The sequence below is a fragment of the Pseudomonas sp. I8001 genome (assembly GCF_013385345.1).
Taxonomy (GTDB): domain Bacteria; phylum Pseudomonadota; class Gammaproteobacteria; order Pseudomonadales; family Pseudomonadaceae; genus Aquipseudomonas.
This window is the reverse complement of record NZ_JACAQC010000065.1, coordinates 21778-42493: the sequence shown is the minus strand read 5'-3', so window position 1 is coordinate 42493 and position 20716 is coordinate 21778. Positions and strand designations below refer to the sequence as shown.

The following is a 20716-nucleotide window of genomic DNA, read 5'->3' as shown; positions in this document are numbered from 1 at the left end:
AGCCGCTGTAAGAGCGGAACCCCTATCAGCCGTTACCCAAATAACGGATATACACCCAAAACCCACCTCAGCCCCGCCGACTCCCCAGCCATTCCTCCCGGGTAATCTCCCAGATATCCTTGGGCAAACTCCCAGCGACAAACTGCCCCTCATCGGTCCTGACCAACCGCATCCCCGTCCGCTCGGAAATCCTGCGAGACGCCACGTTCGGCGCCGCCTTGGGCACGCGCATCACGGGCCGCTCCAGCACCTCAAACCAATACTCAGTCACCGCCGCACTGGCCTCGGCCATCAACCCCTGGCCCTGCCACTGCGGCGCCAGCCAAAAGCCGCGGTTGTTGTCCACCTCATCCATCAGGCTGACATTACCAATCAACACCCCAGGCGCGCTTTTCAGGCGAATCGACCAATGCCACTCCTCACCCCGAGCCATCGCCGGCAATGCAACCTGCTCCAGATAGCTGCGCGCACCGTCCGCCGGGTACGGCCAGGGCACCAGGGCATTCAGGTAACGCACCACTTCCCAGTGCGGAAATTGCTGCTGGACACCCTCGGCATCCTCCAGCGTCAACGGCCGCAGGATCAGCCGTTCGGTATACAGCGTAGGTTGCGCATCCATGTCGTTACCAAGTGGCAGTGTTGGGAAAGTCCAGGGTCCCGCGATCCACAAAACGCATGGTGCCGAACAGGCCACCTGCGAGTTTCCCGCGCAACACGTACGGCAGGTTATTCAAACTCTGGGTCTGGCTCAAGCCAAGGGTCTGGCGCAAAACGGAAAACGCCGAAACGCTCACCGGCACCGTCAGCACCGTCTCCGAAAAGCGTGGGATCGAGCCACCCTGGTCACTCACCCCGGACGCCAGCGGCCGGCCATTGACCTCCAGGTCCAGGGCCACGCCGCTGTAGTCGATGGCGGTTTCATTCGGATTTTGTATCCGCAGCTTCACCGCGAAACGCACTTCCAGGTCCTGGCTCTGCAGCGGCTCGATGCCCACCACGTTGATGTTCACCGGGTCGCGATTGGGAAACAGCGCGCACGCGCTCAGGGTGAGTAGCAGCAGTGACAAAACCATGAGCTTGCGCATAAAACGGGTTCTCCTATTTCGTGACGTCCGGGTCCTGCATCACTTTGAGGGTGGAGGCTTCCGGATCAAATTCATCTTCTTCCAACTCTATGAACTCCTCAGGCAGGAAGATGTTCAGCACGATAGCGCAGAACGCCCCCACGGTGATCGGCGACTCGAAGATGTTGTGCAGTGCCTTGGGCAGCTCGCGCAGTACTTCCGGCACTGCCGCCACACCCAGGCCCATGCCCAGGGAGATCGCCACGATCAGCACATTGCGCCGGTGCAGCCCGGCTTCGGCGAGGATCTTGATCCCGGCCACGGCCACGGTGCCGAACATGATCAGCGTGGCGCCACCGAGTACCGGCTTGGGCATCAGTTGCAACACCGCGCCGATCATCGGGAACAGCCCCAGCAGCACCAGCAGCCCGGCAATGAAGTACGCCACATAACGGCTGGCCACGCCGGTCAACTGGATCACCCCGTTGTTCTGGGCGAAGGTCACCATCGGCAAGCTGTTGAAGGTGGCCGCCATCACCGAGTTGAGGCCGTCGGCCAGCAGGCCGGACTTGATGCGCTTGATGTACAGCGGGCCCTTGACCGGCTGTTGCGAGATCATCGAGTTGGCGGTCAGGTCACCGGCGGCTTCCAGGGGCGAAATCAGGAAGATCACCGCCACCGGGATAAACGCCACCCAGTCGAACGAAAAACCGTACTTGAACGGCACCGGTATGCTGATCAGTGGCAACTGGGGCAGGGCGCCCAGGTCGACGCGGCCCATCCACCAGGCCACCACAAAACCCAGGGTCAGGCCGATCACGATCGAACCCAGGCGCAGGAACGGGTTGTTGAAGCGGTTGAGCACCACGATGGTCAGCAACACCAGGGCCGCCAGGCCCATGTTGCCGGCGGCGCCCAGGTCGCTGGCGCCATAACCGCCGGCCATGTCGGTGACGGCCACCTTGATCAGCGACAAACCCATCAAGGTAATGATGGTGCCGGTGACCACCGGGGTGATCAGCTTGCGCAGCTTGCCGATGAACTGGCTGAGCACCACTTCGATAAACGCCGCGAAGAAGCAGATGCCGAAGATCGTCGACAGGATCTCATCGGTGCCGCCGCCCCGGGCCTTGACCATGAAGCCGGCACTGAGGATCACGCTGATAAACGAAAAACTGGTGCCTTGCAGGCACAGCAGGCCCGAACCCACCGGGCCGAACTTGCGGGCCTGCACAAAGGTGCCGAGCCCGGACACAAACAACGCCATGCTGACCAGGTACGGCACTTCGCTTTCCAGGCCCAGCACGCCGCCGACGATCAGCGTCGGGGTGATGATCCCGACAAAGCTGGCCAGCACGTGCTGCAGGGCGGCAAATATCGCCGCGCTGAAGTGCGGACGGTCGTCGAGGCCGTAGATCAGGTCGGATTTATAACGGGGGCGAGGGGTTTGAGTGTCAGACAAAATACGGGCCCGGGTAGGAAAAAGGAGGCGCAGGATGCCAGAAAGTGCCAGTTGTCAGAAGTGTGAAAAAAAATTTCGAAACATCCCCCATTAAATCCTCAAGCCGGCCGATACCGTTTATAGGCCCACATACCTATTACAACAGTGGCGCCAGCCGGTCAGAGCGGCGCGTTGACGCCCACTGACCGTGTCGCGGCAGGGATGCTCGCAGCCACTACTTCTAAGAGCGCCCCCTATGTCCCTTCGTAACCTGAATATCGCACCTCGAGCTTTTCTCGGTTTCGCCTTCATCGCGTTGCTTGTCGTTATTCTTGGGGTGTTTGCGGCGAACCGCATGACTCTGATTCGTCAGGCATCGGTCGACATGGGCTCCAACCAACTGCCCAGCGTCGGGTATCTGGCGACCATGACCGAAAACGTCCTGCGCCTGCGGATTCTGTCGTTTCGCGTGTTAGTGAACCGTGAACCGGCGGCCTTGCAGGAAGCCCAGACCCGCATGGGCGTGCTGGAAGGCAAGGTCAAGACCGCCCAGGCGGCTTATGCCACCATGCCGGCGGGGGATGAAGAGGCGGCGCTGTACAAGACGTTTGCCCTCACGCTCGACAATTACCTCAAGGCTCAGGCCGAGATGGTGAGCCTTTCGCAGCAGAACAAAGTGGAAGAGATGCGCGCCCTGATCAACAGCCGCATCAAGGACGGCACCGACCAGATGGGCGAGCAGTTGAATAAACTGATCGCCATCAACGCTGCTGACGCGAAGCAGGCCGACACCGAGGCCGGGCAAAGTTATCAGGATGCAATCACTGGCATCATCGCAGTCTCCGTGATTGCTGCGTTGATGACCGTAGTGCTGGCCTGGCTGCTGACGCGCAGTATCGTGACGCCCTTGCGCAAAGCGCTGGAGGTTGCTGAAACCATCGCTGGCGGTAACCTGAGCAAAGCGATCGAAGACGACGGCAAGGACGAACCGGCCCGCCTGATCGGCGCCTTGGCCGCGATGCAGAACAACCTGCGCCAGACCATCCAGCACATCGCCGGCTCAGCCACGCAGTTGGCCTCCGCCGCTGAAGAGCTCAGCGCCGTCACCGAAGAAGCCTCCAAGGGCCTGCAACAGCAAAACAACGAAATCGACCAGGCCGCCACCGCGGTCAACGAAATGACGGCCGCCGTGGAAGAAGTGGCGCGCAACGCGGTGTCCACCTCCGAGGCGTCCAGCCAGTCCAACCAGGCTGCGCGGGAAGGGCGCGACCGAGTGGTGGAAACCGTCGGCGCGATCCAGACCATGACCCAGGACGTGCAAAACACCTCGGTGCTGATCGAAGGCCTGGCCACCCAGGGCCGTGATATTGGCAAGGTACTGGATGTGATTCGCGCGATTGCCGAGCAGACCAACCTGTTGGCCCTCAACGCGGCGATTGAAGCGGCGCGTGCCGGTGAAGCCGGGCGTGGTTTTGCGGTGGTGGCGGACGAAGTGCGGGCCCTGGCCCATCGCACGGCGCAGTCGACCCAGGAAATCGAGAAAATGGTCGCCGGCATCCAGAGCGGTACGGGTGAAGCGGTGCAGTCCATGCAGCAGAGCAACCAACGCACCCAAAGCACCCTGGAAATGGCACGTGCCGCCGGGGTGGCCTTGGAGCAGATCACCCAGTCCATCAGCCTGATCAACGAGCGCAACCTGGTGATCGCCAGTGCGTCGGAAGAACAGGCTCAGGTGTCCCGCGAAGTGGATCGCAACCTGGTGAACATCCGCGACTTGGCGACGCAGTCGGCGGCGGGTGCCAATCAGACCTCAGCCGCCAGTCACGAACTGTCGCGCCTGGCAGTGGATTTGAACGGGATGGTGGCGCGCTTCGTCATCTGACCTGAAATACGATCAAAAATGTGGGAGCGGGCTTGCTCGCGAAAGCGGTGTGTCAGTTGATGCATTCGGTGGCTGACACACCGCCTTCGCGAGCAAGTCGAATCGTCGCACCGCCGCTCCCACATTGGCTTCTGTGGTGCTTCAGGAATCAGTGTTTCCAGGCCGCCGGATTCACCAGGTTCTTCGGCTTTTCACCGGCCAGCGCCGCCAGCAGATTGTCCACCGCACACTTGGCCATCGCCTCCCGCGTCTCGTGAGTCGCTGAACCGATATGCGGCGTCGCCACCACATTGTTCAAACGCAACAACGGCGAATCATGCTGCAGTGGCTCCTGCACAAACACATCCAGCCCCGCCGCACGAATCGTGCGCTGTTGCAACGCCTCGATCAGGGCCGCCTCGTCCACCACCTTGCCTCGGGAGATGTTGATAAAGATCGTCTCCGGGCCCATCAGCGCGAACTCTTCGGCACCGATCAAACCTTCGGTTTCAGCCGTCAGCGGCAAGGTCAGGCACACAAAGTCGGCTTCCCGGAGCAGGTCCGGCAGGCTGCGGTATTGCGCGTCAAACCGCGCCTCCACCGCAGGTTTTGGCGAGTGGCTGTGGTAGATCACCGGCATGCCGAATCCGAAGTGCCCACGCTGGGCCAATGCTTCACCAATCCGGCCCATGCCGATAATGCCCAGGGTCTTGCCATGCACGTCGCTGCCGAAATGCAGCGGGCCGATGTTCTGGTTCCAGTTGCCGGCACGCACCATATTGGCCAGCTCCACCACTCGCCGGGCGGTCGCCAGGATCAGGGCGAAGCCGGTATCGGCGGTGGTTTCGGTCAGTACGTCGGGGGTATTGCTGAGCAGGATGCCGCGCTCGGTCAGGTAGTCGATATCGTAGTTGTCGACACCGACCGACACGCTGGCCACCGCCTCAAGGTTTGGCGCCAGATCCAGCAGTTTGGCATCCAGGCGCAAGCTGGCACCGAGCAAGCCCTGAGCGGTCGGCAAGGCTTCACGCAGTTTGGCCAGGCCGCTTTCATCCAGCGATTCAATAAGCGTGACCTGGGCCTGTTCATGCAGGCGGGCCATCAGCGGTGCAGAGAGTTTCTTGTAGAGCACGACAGACTTTTTCATCAGGTCTTTACCTTCAATTCAAGGGATTGCAGCGGGGCGCGTTCGCGGTCACTGGCGCCGGGCTTGAGAAAGATCGTCAACACCACCGACACCAGCAGCGCACCACTCATCAGCAAGTACGAGGCGCCGGGCGATCCGGTGCTGCTGTTGAGGTAGCCCACCAGGTACGAACCGCCGAACGAACCGAGGGCGCCCATGCTGTTGATCAGCGCCATGGCGCCGCCGGCGACGTTGGCCGGAAGGATCTCGGGGACGATTGCGAAAAACGGCCCGTACGGCGCGTACATACAGGCCCCGGCGATCACCAGCAGGGTGTACGACCACCAGAAGTGTTCGGCGCCGAGCACGTAGGACGCATAAAACGCGATGGAGGCGATCAGCAACGGTGGCCACACAAAACGTTTACGTTTTTGCAGTTTGTCCGAGCCCCAGGACACCGCCAGCATGCCGATCACCGCCGCCAGGTACGGCAGCGCCGAGAGCCAGCCGGCCTCGACCATGTCCATTTTCAGGCCGGCCTTGAGGATCGACGGCAGCCACAGCACGAAGCCATACACGCCAATGCTCCAGCAGAAAAACTGCAGCGCCAGGATGATCACCTTGGGTGAGCGAAAGGCCTCGGCGTAGTTCTTTACCGCCTTGATGCCCACTTGTTCTTCGGCGAGGGCGGTTTCCAGGTCTTTTTTATGCTGGGCGCTCAGCCATTTGGCGTCTGCGGGTTTTTCATCCGCCAGCTTCCACCAGATAAACGCCCACAGCACCGCCGGCAAACCTTCGATGATAAACATCCAGCGCCAGCTGAAATGCTGTACCAGGTAGCCCGAGACCACCGACATCCACATCATGGTCACCGGGTTGCCGAGGATCAGGAAGGTGTTGGCCCGCGAGCGTTCCGCACGGGTGAACCAGTGACACAGGTACACCAGCATCGCCGGCATCACGGCGGCTTCGACCACCCCGAGCATGAAGCGGATCACGATCAGCATGTAGGCGTTGGACACCATGCCGGTCAGGGTGGCCAGGCCGCCCCACAGGATCAGGCTGACGAAAATCAGCTTCTTCACGCTGCGTTTCTGCGCGTAGATCGCACCGGGCACCTGGAAGAAAAAGTAGCCGAGGAAGAACAGCGCGCCGAGCAATGACGACATGCCCGGGGTGATCATCAGGTCTTCGGCCATCCCGGAGGCGGCGGCAAAACCGTAGTTGGCGCGGTCCAGGTACGCCAGGCTGTAGGTGATAAACACGATGGGCATGATGTACCACCAACGGCGGGTGGCGAGTTTCAACGGTTCCATAAGGTTGCTCCTGAGCTTGTTGTAGTTGTGGCAACAGGTAACTCGGTGATGCTGATTAACCGGCTTTCTGGGTGTGGGGCAGATCGGTCCTGAACGGCAAGCCTTCCATGTCGCCACGGCTCTGCACCGCGCGGCTGCCGATCCAGTTGCCGCGCTGCACGGCTTCGCTGAAGCTCAGGTTTTCCAGGAGCGCGCTGATCATGCCCACGGCAAATCCATCGCCGGCGCCGACCGTGTCGACCACCTTGGCCACTGGCACGGCGGCGACAAACCCCTGGTCCAGCTGGGTGCGGTAATACGCGCCGTGGGGCCCGAGCTTGATGGCCACGGCTTCCACGCCCTGGTCCAGGTAAAACGCGGCGATGTCGGCCGGGTCTTCAAAACCGGTGAGCAAGCGGCCTTCGCTCAAGCCCGGCAACACCCAGTCCGCCAGGCAGGCGAGGGCGTTGATTTCGCTGATCATGCGTTGCTCGTTCGCCCACAGGGACGGGCGCAGGTTCGGGTCGAAGGACACGCTGCGCCCGGCCTCGCGCATTTGCGTCATCAACTGGCGCGACAGGTCGCGGGTGGCGTCCGACAGCGCCGGCGGAATGCCGGTGGCGTGCAGGTGCCGGGCTTGCAACAGCTCAGGCTTGATCGCCTCGACCGACAGATGGCTGGCGGCCGAGCCACGGCGGAAGTACTCCACCTGCGGATCATCGCCGGCTTCCTCGCGGGACTTGAGTTGAAAGCCCGTGGGGTGCAGCGGGTCCACCGCCACATGGGTGCAGTCCAGGCCTTCGTTCTGCAAGGTGTCCACCACAAAGCGCCCGAGGGAATCGGCACCCACGCGGCTCAGCCATGCGACGTTGAAGCCCAGGCGTGACAGGCCGATGGCGACGTTGCTGTCGGCGCCGGCAATGCGCTTGTGAAACTGGGCAACCTGGGCCAGGTCGCCGGTCTGTTCGGCGACAAACATCGCCATGGTTTCACCAAACGACAGGATATCGATCTCAGACATGTGCGTTCTCCACGCGGGGCTGGCCGAGGACGGCGAGGGTGGCGACCTGCTGGGCGGTGACCGGCACCAGGTCATTGCCTTGCAGCGGAAATTCCACGGCCCGGGTAATACCTTGAGTCATGTGCTTGAGCAGTTGTTCCCACAGATGCAGGTCGGCGGCGCCCGGCGGCAGGGCCACCAGCTTGCCGTCGGCGCGGCGGGCCACGGCCTTGCAGTGCAGGTAGTCCACATGCCGGCCCAGCAGGCGCGCGGCGGTGGTCGCGGATTGGTCCTGCCATTGCCAGTTGCCGATATCGAAGGTCATTTTCACCGGCACCGCCAACCGTTCGATTTCGTTGAAAAAGCGCTGCATCGGCTCGATGCGCCCGCCGTGCAGGGTCTGGTCGTTTTCCACCAGCAGCTTGACCGGATGCCGGTTGAGCAGGGCGCTCAAGCTGTCGAGGTCGTTGGTGTCGGTGAAATAGCCCAGGGAGACTTTCAGCCAGCGGGCGCCGAATGCCTGGGCGCGGTCGAGGGTGACGGCCAGTTCGGCATTGGGCTGTGAGCGACCGGCCACCCAGAGTTCCAGGGGCGATGAGAACACGCACTCCAGGCCTTGATCGGCTGCAGCTTGCGCCAGCTCATGGGGTTGTTCGGTGGTCAGCAGCTCTTCGCGCCATTCGATGCGTTGCGCGCCGGCGGCAGCCAGCACCTCGACGAAACTCAACTGGCCTTGCTGGCGGACCAGGTCGGCGCCGTAACTGGAAAGGCTGATGGAGACGGGGTATTTATGCATTGTTGTGGACCTCTGAAACCGGTTTCATTTTTATTCGCAAAATAAACGTGTGGGAGCTGGCTTGCCTGCGATGGCGGCGGTCAGCCGCCTACTGCTTCGCCGGAGAAACCGTTATCGCAGGCAAGCCAGCTCCCACAAGGGATTGGGTCGAGCCCCGGATAATCAGTTGTGGCAAGAAATCCAGGGTGCGTGGGGGCTGGCTATCGCCGCGCAAACGCTTGAGTAAACAGTCAAACGCACTGGCGCCAATGGCCTCGGTGGGCTGGGCGAGGGCGGTGATGCCGTTGCCCACCAGCGGGTACCAGTCGAGGTCATCCAGGGCGATCAGGCCCACGTCATCAAACAGGTCGCAGCCTAGATTTTTCAACGCGCGGGTACACGCCAGTGCCGCGATTCCGTTGGCGCAGAACAACGCCTTGGGGCCGGATTTGCCTAGAAACTTTTGCAGACGCTGTTCCAGTTCGCCATCCAACTCCAGTACGGCGCCGGTCAACGTCGGACGGTTGGTCATCTCCGCCTTGAAACTGTCCAGGCGCTCAAGCCGCGAGCTGGTGCCGTCGGTGGCTTCAGTCACCAACAGCAGGTCGCGATAGCCTTGCTGTTCCAGATGCTCCACGGCCATGCGCACCGCCACCGGGTTGTCCAGCCCTACCAGGTCGCTGTGCAGCGGTTCGACCTTGCGGTCCACCAGCACCAGGGGCATTTCCCGTTGCAGTTCCAGCAATTGGTCCAGGTGATGGCCGAGGGTATTCACGATCAGCCCTTCGATATTGTAGGCACGCAGTGCCGCCAGGTGCTGGCGCTCCTGCTCGTCATCGCGGTCGGTGTTGCACACCACCAGGCTGTAGCCGTGCTGGCGGCAGGCGGTTTCCACGCCATGCATCACGGCAATCGAATAGGGGTTGCGGATATCGGCTACCAGCATGCCGATCAGGCGGGTGCGCCCGCGTTTCAGGCCGCGGGCCATCTGGTTGGGGCGATAGCCCAGCTCATCGATGGCCTGCTCGATGCGCAGGGCGATGGCATCGGAGAGCAGGGCACGGTCGTCGCCGATAAAGCGCGACACGCTGGCCTTGGACACACCGGCGCGCTCGGCGACGTCCAGCATGGTCACGCGGCTGCGTTGGGCGGCGGAAAAAGTAGTCACGGCGGCGGGCCTTTCTTATTGGATTTATCTGGGTTCCAAGGCGAAACCAATCGCTGAAACCGGTTTCAGGAAACACCAAGTAGGAAATTTCGTCAAGCGCTGCTCAGTAACCGCCCTGACAGCAAGGCCGAGCAAAAGCGACGAATGGAGGGGTCTACCTGTTAATTCTGACAGTATCCGGACGAAGGAATCGGGCGCTTAATTCTCTCAACGCCACTTGGTATACACACGCCGCCTGCCGGCAGGCCACTGTCCACCGTGTTGAGGATTAAACCCATGTCTGACGTCTCTGAATCCACTTACCTGATCAAACCCTTGGGCGCAGACGACGGGGGCACTGTGTTGCTGGACCCGATGGACATACCCGGCGTCGACAGTGGGGACCCCCGGGGCCTGATCCCGCGCTCGCGCCTGCAGGGCCCGCTGCAGGTCAACATCCCGATGTGGAACCCGCGCCCCGAGGCGCTGGATGAGCCGCACACCGTGCGCCTCCACTGGGTGTGGGCGGGTGTCGATGAGGTGGTTGATTCGCGGCAGGTGTTTGGCCCGCCACCCCCTCTGCCTGCGGTGATCTCACTGGAGGTGCCCCTGTCACGATTGACTGATGAGGGCTCCGGCACCGCGCAACTCTACTACACGGTTGAGGACTCCTTTGGCGGCGTCGGTGTGTTGAATCCCAGGAGAACACTCACCATCGATCTGGACTCGCCTGAGTTACTGAACCCTCTGGATACTGTGGGTTTTGTAGTTGCCCCGACCCCGAACGTCGATGAGCAATACCTGCTCGATAACGTGCCGCTGGCGTTCAATATTCCGTTCTACACCGTGCGCTCGGACAAGGACCGGATTGAATTCTACCTGTCCAACCGGGATAACCCGCCGCTAAGCGCGGCGGACGCCGAGTACGTGATCGCGTTAGCCTCAGACCCGCTGGTTGCTTACGTGGACCCCGATATTTTTCGCAGGTTGAACAACGGTGACGCCTATATTTTCTACCGCATTTTTGACGAGGCAGGCAATTTCAGCAGCCAGAGTGCCGGACTGCTGTTTCAGCTGGCACTGACGCCGTTGCCGAGCAACTTGCCGCGTCCGCAAATTCGGCCACCGGCATACGACGACGGCCTGATCAAGCGCGATGATGCACGTCGTGGCGTGTTCATGCGCATTGACCCCGCCTACGACGATTGGGCGCCGGGGGACCAGGTAATCGCCTATTGGAATGCCCGTCCGACAGTCCCGCAGCCGGTACTGGGCTTCCCTTGTGATGTGGAAATTCCATGGCTGACCCTCAGGGGGCCTGCGCCTGTACCGGTTCCCGAAGCGGCGGTGGTGCGCTACGAAATCATTCGCGGAGCCCTGCCTCCATTTCGTTCCTTATCGGAACGGTTCAATGTCGACCTGACGATTGCCGGCCAGGACCATCCCAATGCGCCCGCATTGCTTAACCCGACCCTGGCCAGCGTCACGGTGATAGGGCGCGGCTCCAGGACTCCCAATCAGCTCAATCATCTGGATCGTGGGCTGGCTGCCCAGGCATATGTTCCTTTGTTTGCAGATCCGGTTGCGGGTCAATTGCTCAGTCTGTTCTGGAACGGTGTTGGCCCGGTGGCCAGCCATCCCGTGCAGTTGGGGGAGGTAGGAGGGCAGTTGGTGTGGTTTACCGATATTCCCTGGAATCTGATCGAGGGGACGGTCAATCCACGTCTGCCGGTCCATTACCTCACCAGTAATGGTGTCAACGAACAACAGTCGCCGCCAACTTTTGTGAATGTCGATGTGACGGCGCTGATTGATTTTACTCCTCCGCAAGTTCAGCACACCCTGACTAACGAGTATGTGACCTGTTGTTCTTCGCCTTCGCCTTTATATGGCGTGCATTGGTTGATTCCGGGCAATATCGGCCTGCAACTTAACGACGAGGTGCGTTTTCACTGGCAAGGCTATGCGCGTAATAACTGGGTTGATCCTATTGCTGGCACTGAATACGAAGAAACCATCCAGGTGCTGCAACCCCATATTGATAACGGTATTAACGTTGTGGTGGAACCGTTCGACCGGACCCTGGAGCCTATGCGCGAATACGGTTCAGCTGTCGCCAGTTTCGAAGTGTGGCGCAACCTGGGCAAGGTGGGTGACTCCCGGCCAGACGTCAAGGGGAGCGGACATATCCGTGTCGACCTGACCTTTCCAACGGGTGGGTTTTGTAAACCCGGGGATGTCATTAGTTGCACTAGTGATGGAAAGGCAACGTTGGTCAAAGATTAAAGGACTGGGTGAATTTGTTGTTGTGCAGGGAATAGTCGGCGTGTGATAGGCGTGCAAGCGCTTTGTCTCGCGACGCGAACGGCTACGTCAATGGTAGGGAAGTGTGGGTGAGATGTAATTCGTCTTAATATCTGGAGACACGTAATGAAAAAGGACACGATCGACTTTATCCGTAACTATGCGAAGAATCGAAGTGCCAATACGACTGACGCCTTGCCTGATGGTCTTCTTGAAGGTGAGGTGCCTGGCTACCCTGGATTGCTTTCACGGGAGTACAACCTGCGTGAGAATTTGAATTTCTCTATTCCACTATGGCCTGACGCCGATACCCATCCGTTTCTTGACGATCTTGTCACTGTTTGGTGGAAAAATTTCGATGACACCGAGTGGGGCGCGCCCATTTATAGTTTCACCGTTGTTGCCCCAGGGCCTGAGACAGTGGTGAACATTGCTCAAGGTCGGCGGCCCGCGGGGCGGTACCAAATCAAGTACGGAATTAACGTACGTGGCGTTGACAACTATTCCGAATCAGATCCGCAGACCGTTGTCGTTGACCTGACACCACCGTATGCCATTTCCCCCGATGCACCGCCGGCACCGATTCCGCCTGCCGACCTGCCGACACCTGCCGACCGCGACTACTTTGAAAGCAAGCCCAATGAGTCTGCAGTGTTTACGATCCCGGATTATGTGGCGCATGGTCGGGCCGCGGGCGATTGGGCGTATCTTTACTATAATGGCTCCGATACGCCCTATGCACCCAACCCGCCCGATCCTTCGCCACGCTGGAATCTGCCTGCGGACCTGAGCTTTCCATTGCCATTATCCGTGGTTGACGCCAATCCGGATGGCCTGCGCAATTTGCGGTATGAGTTGTTCGACGCGGCAGGGAATTGGGCGCGGCTTTCGACTGCCTACGAGATGGACGTGGGCCTGTTTCCAGCGCCCGAGAACCTGCTGGCCCCCCTGGTTGACCGAACCTCACCCCCCGGCGATGTATTGATTGATCGGGCGGACGTTGCGCTGGACGGCGGCATGATCGTGCGTATTCCTGAATATACGAACTTTCTGCGCGGCGTCGATGGAGATGAATTCCTCGTCACATTGAGGACAAGCATCACCACCGTTAACTTGGAGGCCCAGCCACTGGGCAACAGCCGTTTCCCGGCGGAGGTTTACGTTCCGTACAGGGTGCTGGAAATCCTGTATGGCGCCACTCGAGGGCTATTGCCGTTGACCGTTTCCTATGTGGTGCGGCGGCGGTCTGTCAACAACCCGGCGACACCGACCACCACCGTCAACCTGGACCTGTTTGTTGTCGGCCCCACTCCCATTGGCCCGGACCCGATCAACGATGACCTGCTGCCCGTAGTCGTGAAGGGGGTGGACGCAACCGGTACCGAGGGCCCCGACGACGAGCTGGAGCGCGACCACGCCAACCGGCCTGCAATTGCTCGGGTAACGTTATGGAGTACCGCACCCACACCGGATGCCAGCGACTTTACGATCCGCCTTTACTATTCGGGCGAACTCGTTGCTACCCAACCGGTGACCGGCGCCTCGGCTGGTCAGGTGATTCCGCTCTCAATCCCGTGGAGCTTCATTGAGCGTCATGGCAATGGCCGCAAGACGGTGTTCTACACCATTGCCCAAGGGGCCAGCACCAACCGCCAGTTTTCCCCTGAAACCACGGTGACGGTGAATGCCAACTTCAAAGAGCTTGCCCCGCCGGTGGTACGACATCTGTCGGACGCAGGGGCGATCAACTGCACTACGTTCAGGCCTGAAAATCCTCCCGGAAACGTTGTGGTGTTTATCCCGTCTTCGGAGCACTTTGAACTGAGGATGGTAGTTACGCTGCACTGGCAGGGCTACAGCGACAATGCAGGAATGGTAGCGGTCCCGGCAGCAGTGGGTCGAGTGGACTCCATACCGCTCACGCAAGCCATGATCAATTCTGGGTTCGAGTTGCTCCTGGGGCCCTATGAGACCATCTACAAACCCATCCAGCCCAACTCGGGTGCAAGGCTGGCCGGCTCCGCGCGGATCTGGTACACCATCAACCTGCCTGAAGGACCATTACCTTCCGATGAAGCGCATCCTCTTGTTCGCGGGGTTCGGATAGGTGGAACGAATGGCTTTTTCTGCGACGGTACTGCCGTCCCGCTTCCTTGATACTTGTTTGAGCCCTATTGCCAAAGAGGAGCCTTGCTCCTCTTTGGCATTTTTGCCCTTGGGTCGACTACAAACTGCATTCACTTTCAGCACAGCACCTTGGGATTAGTCCTACAGATGTTGGGAACAGCTCTGGGTACCTTGGGCGCCGCTTGATTGGCAGGGTCCACACGCTTTTCGGAACCGGCCAGTTTTTTTCCGTAAAGGAACGCCAACCCAGAGGTCCGTAAAGATGTCAGCTCCATTCAATTTCAAACCAACTCCCTTAAGCCTTGCCTTCAAGGCCAAGGCCGTCACACTGCTGATGCTCATGGCGCAGCTGTCCGAAGCGCGTGTCGTGACCGGCCCGGATGAAATGGCGGGGCCTGGCCCGCGCCCTGACACTTTTGAATTGCGTGCAGGTTCCCGCCTGACGGTTCTGGGAGTGCCCACCCTGCAAATCACTGCCAACTCCGCAACCCTGCTTGTCAATGCCGGCAGCAGCACCCGGGACATTGCCGCAATCAACTCCGACATCCGCATCGATGGTTCGGACGTCGTTGCGCGGGATTCGGCAAGGGCCGGGGTTCATGTCACGGGCAGCAACGTGCTGATCACCAACAGCAACATTACCCACAACAACGGAACCGGGCTGGCAGCGGCCCGTTCCCTGGGCGCCACCAATGGTTCCAGCGTCACGGTCGTCAACAGTCACATCACCGGCAGCACCCGCGGTGCCTCGGCCAGTGCCCACAGTGTGCTGGACCTGACCGATTCGCGTGTCGAGGCGACCGCAGATGATGGCGTGGGTATCGAACTGTTCAATGGCCAGGCCCGTGCGTTCAATACCAGCATCGTTGGTGGAGACATTGGCGTGAAGATGGGCGTGGATAACGACCCGACTTTGGCCAGCAGCCTGATCCTCGACCGCTCGAGCGTCGAGGGCAACACCGGTTCGGCGATTCAGGTCGGCTCGTTCAGGCCCGGGGAATCCACCCTTGCTGATATTCATGTACTCAATGGCTCCACGCTGACCGGCGCAAACGGTGTGCTGCTGGAAGTCATGAACGGCGCCACCGCCAACATGAACGTCGACCGCAGCTTCCTGGTCGGTGACGTGGTGGTCGAAGACGGCAGCACCGCCAGGTTGCAGCTCAACAATGGCTCCTGGCTCACCGGCAAACTGCAGAACGTCGCCGAGTTGAGCGTCAATTCAGCGTCCCACTGGATGCTGGTGGATGACAGTTCAGTCGGCGACCTGATCATGGGCGGCGGCACCGTGCACTTTGGCGGCGCCGATGAGTTCTTCCAGTTGGACGTCAACAGCCTGTCGGGTGACGGCAGCTATGTGATGCACACCGACTTCAGCACCGGCCAGACCGACTTGCTCAACGTCAACGGGGTTGCCACGGGCAACCACAGCCTGCTGTTGGCGGCGACCGGCTCCGAGTTGGCGAGTGCCTTGCCGATTCGTGTGGTGCACACCGAAGGTGGCGATGCGCACTTCTCGCTGGACGGCGACACCGTGGATGTGGGCGCCTATTCCTACGGGCTGAAGAAGGAAGACACCGACTGGTACCTCGACCCTAACCGTCGTGGCACCAGCAACAGCACCAAAACCGTGATGGCGTTGTTCAACACGGCCCCCACCGTGCTGTACGGCGAGATGTCCCTGCTGCGTACCCGCATGGGTGAACTGCGTTTCAGCGACGGCCAGAGCAACGGGTTCTGGATGCGTGGCTACGGCAACAAATACGAGGTAGCCGGGAACAAGGACGGTGGTGGCTACACGCAAAACCAGCGTGGCCTGAGCCTGGGGGCCGATGCGCCATTGTCGGGCGGAGATGGCCAGTGGATGGCCGGTGTCATGGCGGGTCACAGCACGTCCGACATCAGCGCCAACACTTCCGGCAGCGGCAAGGTCAACAGCTACTACCTGGGGGGGTATGCCACCTGGATCGACGACGAGAGCGGGCTGTACTTCGACGGCGTGGTCAAGCTCAACCGCTTGCACAACGAGGTCAACGTGACCATGAGCGACGGCAAGCGTGCCAAGGGCAACTACACGCAGAATGCCGTGAGCGCATCGGCGGAAGTCGGCCGGCATATCAAGCTCGACGATGGTTACTTTGTAGAACCGTACTCGCAACTGAGCACAGCGATTATCCAGGCGCAAAGTTACGAGCTGGACAATGGCCTGCAGGCCAAGGGTGATCGCACCGCCTCCGTGGTGGGCAAGCTCGGCGTGACAGGTGGCAAGAATATCCAGCTGGAGAGCGGCGGGGTGCTGCAGCCCTACCTGCGTACAGCGTTGGCCCATGAGTTCAACCACAGCAACAAGGTCAAGGTGAACGACCAGCGCTTCAACAACGATGTGTTCGGTTCGCGTATTGAAGTGGCAGCGGGCGTGGCGATGTCGGTGTCGAAGAACGTCAAGCTGCACGCTGATATTGAACATGCCCAGGGCAAGAAGGTGGATCAGCCGTGGGGGGTTAATGTGGGAGTGCGTTACGACTTCTAGGAAACAGGGGTAAAGAAAAAAGGAAGCCGAGGCTTCCTTTTTTTGTGGGGTTACGTATCTTGATTTTTTAATAGGGAGTCATACACCACGCCGACATGTTGTAATGCCCGCGCACAGCCACCCAGTATAGCGGTCCGGTTCCTATCGTTATGAAGTTGTACCAACCACCATTGAATGAACAAAGTCCATACTCTCTGAGTCTTGGAGGAGGGTTGTATATAGAGCTTAACGCGGAAATTATCGATCCATTTCCGCTGTTGCCTATTACAAGTGGGCGTCCTCCTATTGAGTTCATCCAGTTAATAGCAGCAGTAGGAGACTGGTGTGTTTCATTGACTTGTAGTTGGAAGATGTTAGAGACAACGACCGTATAGGACCGCGAAATATTATTTCTGTCTCTCGCGGTGATCGTGGCCGTACCATTACGATTGCCTGTTACTTTTCCCGTGGTTGAGTGTACTGAAGCAATAGTAGGTGCGCTGGAGGCATAGGAATAAGAACCAACCCCTCCGCTGGCTACTCGTGTCTGCGTATTGCCCGCCCAATCCCTCCCGGTTGCGGGCCAGTTGGTGAGCACCCTTGTACCGTTCAAGTTCATTTGACTCTGATCAATCCTCAGCGAAGTGATTACCGTATAGGTCGCAGTGGGGAACGTAATGGCCGTGGATTCAACGCTGCTGCCATCAAACGTTACCTTGCACGTTACGGTGATGATGCTGTTGTTAGGCAGCCCGTCCAGCCATGTGCGCAGTACCGCCTTGTTCACCAAGCCGGTCGATACTTCTCCCGCCAGCAGGCTGTAGTTTGTCAGCACATTCAACGGCGCGCTGCCCGCCCTGGTCAGTTGCACCCAGACCTTCTGGCCCGTTTCGGCCAAAGGCCAAGGGGCAACACTCAAGGTGGCATTGGTGCTGAAGTTATTGAGGTTCAACTCACCGCCTGTAGGGACGCCATTGATCAGCGGCCGAGGCAGCGCCGAGGACGGAACACGGTTGACGGTCAGCTTCTGTGTTTCTGACGGGACAGTAGTCGTCCCTATCGTCGCCATATAACGGAGCTCAATCAATTTGCCCGCGCTGTTGGCGAGGATGTCCCGGCTGATCTGAAAGTCGACGCGCTTATTGGTGTTACCGTTCTGCGCCGGGATGGTCGCCATGGTGCCGTTCGGGTAAATCCACTCGAGGGCGATGCGGTGGGCCGCGGTCATTTCGTTATAGGCCACCGCCACATAGGCGTTGTTCTGCCAGTCCTGTGGGTCGATGGTCAAGGTCGCGCCTTGCAGATTGGCAAAGGCCGGGCGCGGCAACGTGGCGGGGATCGACTGGATAATATGCTCGCGCACACCAAACAGTACTGCGGTGTTTTTATCAGTGCTTTCGGCCAGGCTGACCCAGAAGCGAATGGTCAGGTGCGACTCATTTTTGAGGCCTTGCAGCTCCGCCAACGGTATGGGTTGCGAGACACCCAGGGTGGCGCTTTCTCCAACGGGGGCGGCGATAAAAGTGTCCAGGTTGAACGCACTGCCGTCGGTGTTGGTACCCGTGTATTGCAGCCACATGAACTGCTCTTCAAAGGCCAAAGGCCAGGCCGCCACACGGATGCGGGCTTGAGCGACGAGCTCGTTCGTCGGCAGGATCACGCTGTTGCCGACCCCGTCGATGGTTGGTGTGGGTAACCCACTCAACGGCAGCAGGTCCAGGTTCAGAATATCCGAGTCATGGGGAAACCCGCTGCGGGTAAAACTGTATTGCACACTGATGCGGTTACGCTCGTTGCGAATGCCCTTGGCAATGGTACGGGCCTCTATCGGCACGCTAACTTCATTGGTGTCGGGGTTGCCCCAACCCGTTTCGACGGTGCTGCCCAGCAGATCGGCCGTCACCCATTTCACCGAAAACGATTCGCTCTCGCGCATGCGCCGGTATTTCACCAGCACCGTTGCTCCCGATTGAGCCGCCAGCGGGTCAAGCCGGTCAGGGTACTGCTCGGCTTCCACGACTTCAGGCGCATCCAGTTCCACGCCACGGCCCACGGTCAGGAGGGTTGTAAACGAGCGCAAGGTGAGTTTCGGCAGCGGGGTTTCGCGTTCCAAGCTGTAGGTGATGCGCAGTTGGCCATCGAAGTTGTTATCCAGCACTGCACGGCTGACCTGCAGTACCAGTGGCTGGCCCTGTGTCGCACCGTTGATCGTCACCGAACCGCTGGCGGAACCGCCTGTGCCCGTGCCCACAATGTTCCATTGGATATGGTCGCGGCTCCTGGTTGCCGTATAGGGTAGCGTCAGCAGCACGCTGTCGCCCACTACGTCAACCGGGTCAACGTTGTCGTCAATCGCGCCCTGCAGGGTGGGGGCAGGCATGGTTTCGAGGCGTTCGTCGATGCGTACTGTCAGCACCCGTGATTTGCGTTCAATCAGCGCACCGTAGGCATGCAACTGGGCATCCGCGCCGTCGTCGACAAGGTAATACACTGCGACGTCACCCAGCCCCTTGAATTGTTGAAGCGCTTCACTGGGCACGCGGCGAGTGCCGCCCTGGTCTCCGGCCAGTTGCGGGTCGGAATAGCGAATTCCACCGCCCCCTGGAACAATTTGCTCGATGACCAGGGTTTCCAGCGAGTCGTAGGCGTGGGGCTGGTAGGACGGGATGCTGATAAAGGCATCATCGTCCGGGTTGATCAGGCCCAACTCGCTCGGGGTCACGGTCACTGCCGGCATCGAGGTCGGTGTACCCACCACCGTCACGGTGACACTGCCAGACTGCCCGAGGTGGCCACCGGTGGCGGTGTGCCAGACGAATGAAGCCCTGAACGAGCCGCCGATGACGCGCTCGATCAAATCGCGGTCCACCGGGAAGATCTCTTCCCGACCGTTCCTGACTTCGACAGGATCAAGCACCAGTTCTTCGATCGTGCCGTCCGCCAGCGTGGCCGTCAGGGTAATCGTGACCTGATTTGGGGGCAGCGGGGCCGGTGTCACCCGTGGGGTCTGCAACAGGATTTCGAACAGTGAATTACTTTGCGTGTCGTAATCGATTTGCCGGCTTTCCGCGTCATCCACCAGGAAAAACGGCGCGCTCATCAAGCTGGGGTCCAGTTCGGCGACCAGTCCATACGGCTTGGAGTACTGGTATTTTTCCCCTGAGTAATTCTGAACCACATCGAACACCCTGAAGCGCAGGGTGAGTGCGCCGTTGAGGCCGCCCTTGAGAATATTTTCCTTGCTGATAAATACCCTGATCGGCTGGATACCGCCAGCCTCGGCGGCCGTGACCAGGTGCCTGATCTCAATTCCGTCCCAATAGAACTCAATGGTGTCGTTCTTGCGCACGTTCGGATAGGGCGCAATCACGGCGTATAACCCGCGACTGATCGTGTCCATGTTGATCGTGCTGCTTTCGGGCAAACCGTCGACACTCAGGCTGAGTTTACTGTGCCATTTGTCGTCACCATTGTTCTCAATCCCGCCGGGACGGGTGGTCTTGATCAATATGCTTTGCGGCGGCGAGGTGCTTTCCTGGCCGCTGCCTGCGCGCACTACCCGCGCGCGCACTTGAACTTCACCTTCAGGCATGCGTTCGGCGATGACGTACATGCCATAACGATCCTGGTCCATCTCGACGACACCAGATACCTGAAGATCGTTATTGAGGTACAACTCAAAGGCGTCGAAGATGGCCCAGGTGTGCCATTTTTCCAGGACGAAATACGCATAGGGCTGAACATGCCGAATGCCCAGGCCATAGGCGTAAGGTTCATCGGGATACCGGTCAAGCGAGACCGGCGGGAACGCCGAATAGGGTGGGGCCAGGTCTTCAGCCGTGATCACCGGCAGGGGCGCGGGCTCAAGGAGGGCCAGGGGGCTGTCGGAAACAGGTACACCTGGGTCGTCAATGACCGAGGCATTGTCATCGGGGTCGATCGGTTGGTTGGGCATGCTGACCACTCCTTGCTGGAAGTCACGCACAGCGCTGGCTGTGCATATAGGCAAGGGAAATCAAACACCCGCAGCCCCGATAGCGGATAGCTGTGAAAACTGACAGTGCCGA

The 20716-nt window shown here is 59.9% G+C and carries 13 protein-coding genes; 4 read left to right on the top strand and 9 right to left on the bottom strand.

Annotated features, from left to right (window positions below):
- Window positions 1-67 precede the first annotated feature (67 nt).
- The 3 genes from HX839_RS31175 to HX839_RS31165 are packed head-to-tail and all read right to left on the bottom strand — an operon-like array spanning window position 68 to window position 2526.
- Entirely contained in the window at window positions 68-619 is a 552-nt protein-coding gene (locus HX839_RS31175; RefSeq protein WP_087694381.1) for a GNAT family N-acetyltransferase, read from the bottom strand.
- Between the two features lie 4 nt (window positions 620-623).
- Complete coding sequence (locus HX839_RS31170) at window positions 624-1085, bottom strand: LEA type 2 family protein (RefSeq protein WP_003214086.1); 462 nt, start codon at window positions 1083-1085, stop codon at window positions 624-626.
- A gap of 13 nt (window positions 1086-1098) precedes the next feature.
- Window positions 1099-2526 carry a nucleobase:cation symporter-2 family protein gene (locus HX839_RS31165; protein WP_177068203.1) on the bottom strand — a complete coding sequence of 476 codons (1428 nt, stop codon included), beginning with the start codon at window positions 2524-2526 and terminating at the stop codon, window positions 1099-1101.
- Between the two features lie 235 nt (window positions 2527-2761).
- Between HX839_RS31165 and HX839_RS31160 the strand changes: the two genes are divergently transcribed.
- Entirely contained in the window at window positions 2762-4387 is a 1626-nt protein-coding gene (locus tag HX839_RS31160) for a methyl-accepting chemotaxis protein (RefSeq protein WP_177068202.1), read from the top strand.
- 148 nt (window positions 4388-4535) lie between these two features.
- Here the strand turns inward: HX839_RS31160 and HX839_RS31155 are convergent, their stop codons facing one another.
- The 5 genes from HX839_RS31155 to HX839_RS31135 form a co-directional block, all read right to left on the bottom strand.
- The gene (locus tag HX839_RS31155) at window positions 4536-5513 is read right to left on the bottom strand and encodes a D-glycerate dehydrogenase (protein WP_177068201.1); all 978 of its coding nucleotides are present in this window, start codon (window positions 5511-5513) and stop codon (window positions 4536-4538) included.
- The gene (locus HX839_RS31150; RefSeq protein WP_003214078.1) at window positions 5513-6808 is read right to left on the bottom strand and encodes an MFS transporter; all 1296 of its coding nucleotides are present in this window, start codon (window positions 6806-6808) and stop codon (window positions 5513-5515) included. The genes HX839_RS31155 and HX839_RS31150 overlap by 1 nt, the downstream gene beginning before the upstream one ends.
- Window positions 6809-6863: 55 nt before the next feature.
- The gene (locus HX839_RS31145; RefSeq protein ID WP_087694383.1) at window positions 6864-7808 is read right to left on the bottom strand and encodes a sugar kinase; all 945 of its coding nucleotides are present in this window, start codon (window positions 7806-7808) and stop codon (window positions 6864-6866) included.
- A complete protein-coding gene (locus HX839_RS31140; RefSeq protein ID WP_177009633.1) occupies window positions 7801-8583 on the bottom strand; it encodes a sugar phosphate isomerase/epimerase in 783 nt (260 codons plus the stop codon). The genes HX839_RS31145 and HX839_RS31140 overlap by 8 nt, the downstream gene beginning before the upstream one ends.
- A gap of 88 nt (window positions 8584-8671) precedes the next feature.
- The gene (locus HX839_RS31135) at window positions 8672-9730 is read right to left on the bottom strand and encodes a LacI family DNA-binding transcriptional regulator (RefSeq protein ID WP_003214073.1); all 1059 of its coding nucleotides are present in this window, start codon (window positions 9728-9730) and stop codon (window positions 8672-8674) included.
- 276 nt (window positions 9731-10006) lie between these two features.
- Here HX839_RS31135 and HX839_RS31130 point away from each other — a divergent pair, with 276 nt between their 5' ends.
- The 3 genes from HX839_RS31130 to HX839_RS31120 all read left to right on the top strand — a co-directional run bounded on the left by HX839_RS31130 (window position 10007) and on the right by HX839_RS31120 (window position 16670).
- Window positions 10007-11995: a hypothetical protein gene (locus tag HX839_RS31130; RefSeq protein WP_177068200.1), complete on the top strand. Its 1989-nt coding sequence runs from the start codon at window positions 10007-10009 to the stop codon at window positions 11993-11995.
- Window positions 11996-12139: 144 nt separating this feature from the next.
- Entirely contained in the window at window positions 12140-14170 is a 2031-nt protein-coding gene (locus tag HX839_RS31125) for a hypothetical protein (protein WP_177068199.1), read from the top strand.
- A gap of 232 nt (window positions 14171-14402) precedes the next feature.
- Window positions 14403-16670: an autotransporter outer membrane beta-barrel domain-containing protein gene (locus HX839_RS31120; RefSeq protein ID WP_177068198.1), complete on the top strand. Its 2268-nt coding sequence runs from the start codon at window positions 14403-14405 to the stop codon at window positions 16668-16670.
- A 67-nt stretch (window positions 16671-16737) separates the two neighbouring features.
- Here HX839_RS31120 and HX839_RS31115 read toward each other — a convergent pair whose 3' ends face one another.
- Window positions 16738-20604, bottom strand: a complete 3867-nt coding sequence (locus HX839_RS31115; RefSeq protein ID WP_177068197.1) for an Ig-like domain-containing protein — start codon at window positions 20602-20604, stop codon at window positions 16738-16740.
- Window positions 20605-20716: the final 112 nt, after the last annotated feature.

What these genes read in the sequence shown, in the direction of transcription:
- HX839_RS31140 (WP_177009633.1), bottom strand. Translation starts at nt 8,583, where the DNA reads ATGCATAAATACCCCGTCTCCATCAGCCTTTCCAGTTACGGCGCCGAC.
- HX839_RS31175 (WP_087694381.1), bottom strand. Translation starts at nt 619, where the DNA reads ATGGATGCGCAACCTACGCTGTATACCGAACGGCTGATCCTGCGGCCG.
- HX839_RS31130 (WP_177068200.1), top strand. Translation starts at nt 10,007, where the DNA reads ATGTCTGACGTCTCTGAATCCACTTACCTGATCAAACCCTTGGGCGCA.
- HX839_RS31145 (WP_087694383.1), bottom strand. Translation starts at nt 7,808, where the DNA reads ATGTCTGAGATCGATATCCTGTCGTTTGGTGAAACCATGGCGATGTTT.
- HX839_RS31120 (WP_177068198.1), top strand. Translation starts at nt 14,403, where the DNA reads ATGTCAGCTCCATTCAATTTCAAACCAACTCCCTTAAGCCTTGCCTTC.
- HX839_RS31155 (WP_177068201.1), bottom strand. Translation starts at nt 5,513, where the DNA reads ATGAAAAAGTCTGTCGTGCTCTACAAGAAACTCTCTGCACCGCTGATG.
- HX839_RS31150 (WP_003214078.1), bottom strand. Translation starts at nt 6,808, where the DNA reads ATGGAACCGTTGAAACTCGCCACCCGCCGTTGGTGGTACATCATGCCC.
- HX839_RS31115 (WP_177068197.1), bottom strand. Translation starts at nt 20,604, where the DNA reads ATGCCCAACCAACCGATCGACCCCGATGACAATGCCTCGGTCATTGAC.
- HX839_RS31125 (WP_177068199.1), top strand. Translation starts at nt 12,140, where the DNA reads ATGAAAAAGGACACGATCGACTTTATCCGTAACTATGCGAAGAATCGA.
- HX839_RS31160 (WP_177068202.1), top strand. Translation starts at nt 2,762, where the DNA reads ATGTCCCTTCGTAACCTGAATATCGCACCTCGAGCTTTTCTCGGTTTC.
- HX839_RS31170 (WP_003214086.1), bottom strand. Translation starts at nt 1,085, where the DNA reads ATGCGCAAGCTCATGGTTTTGTCACTGCTGCTACTCACCCTGAGCGCG.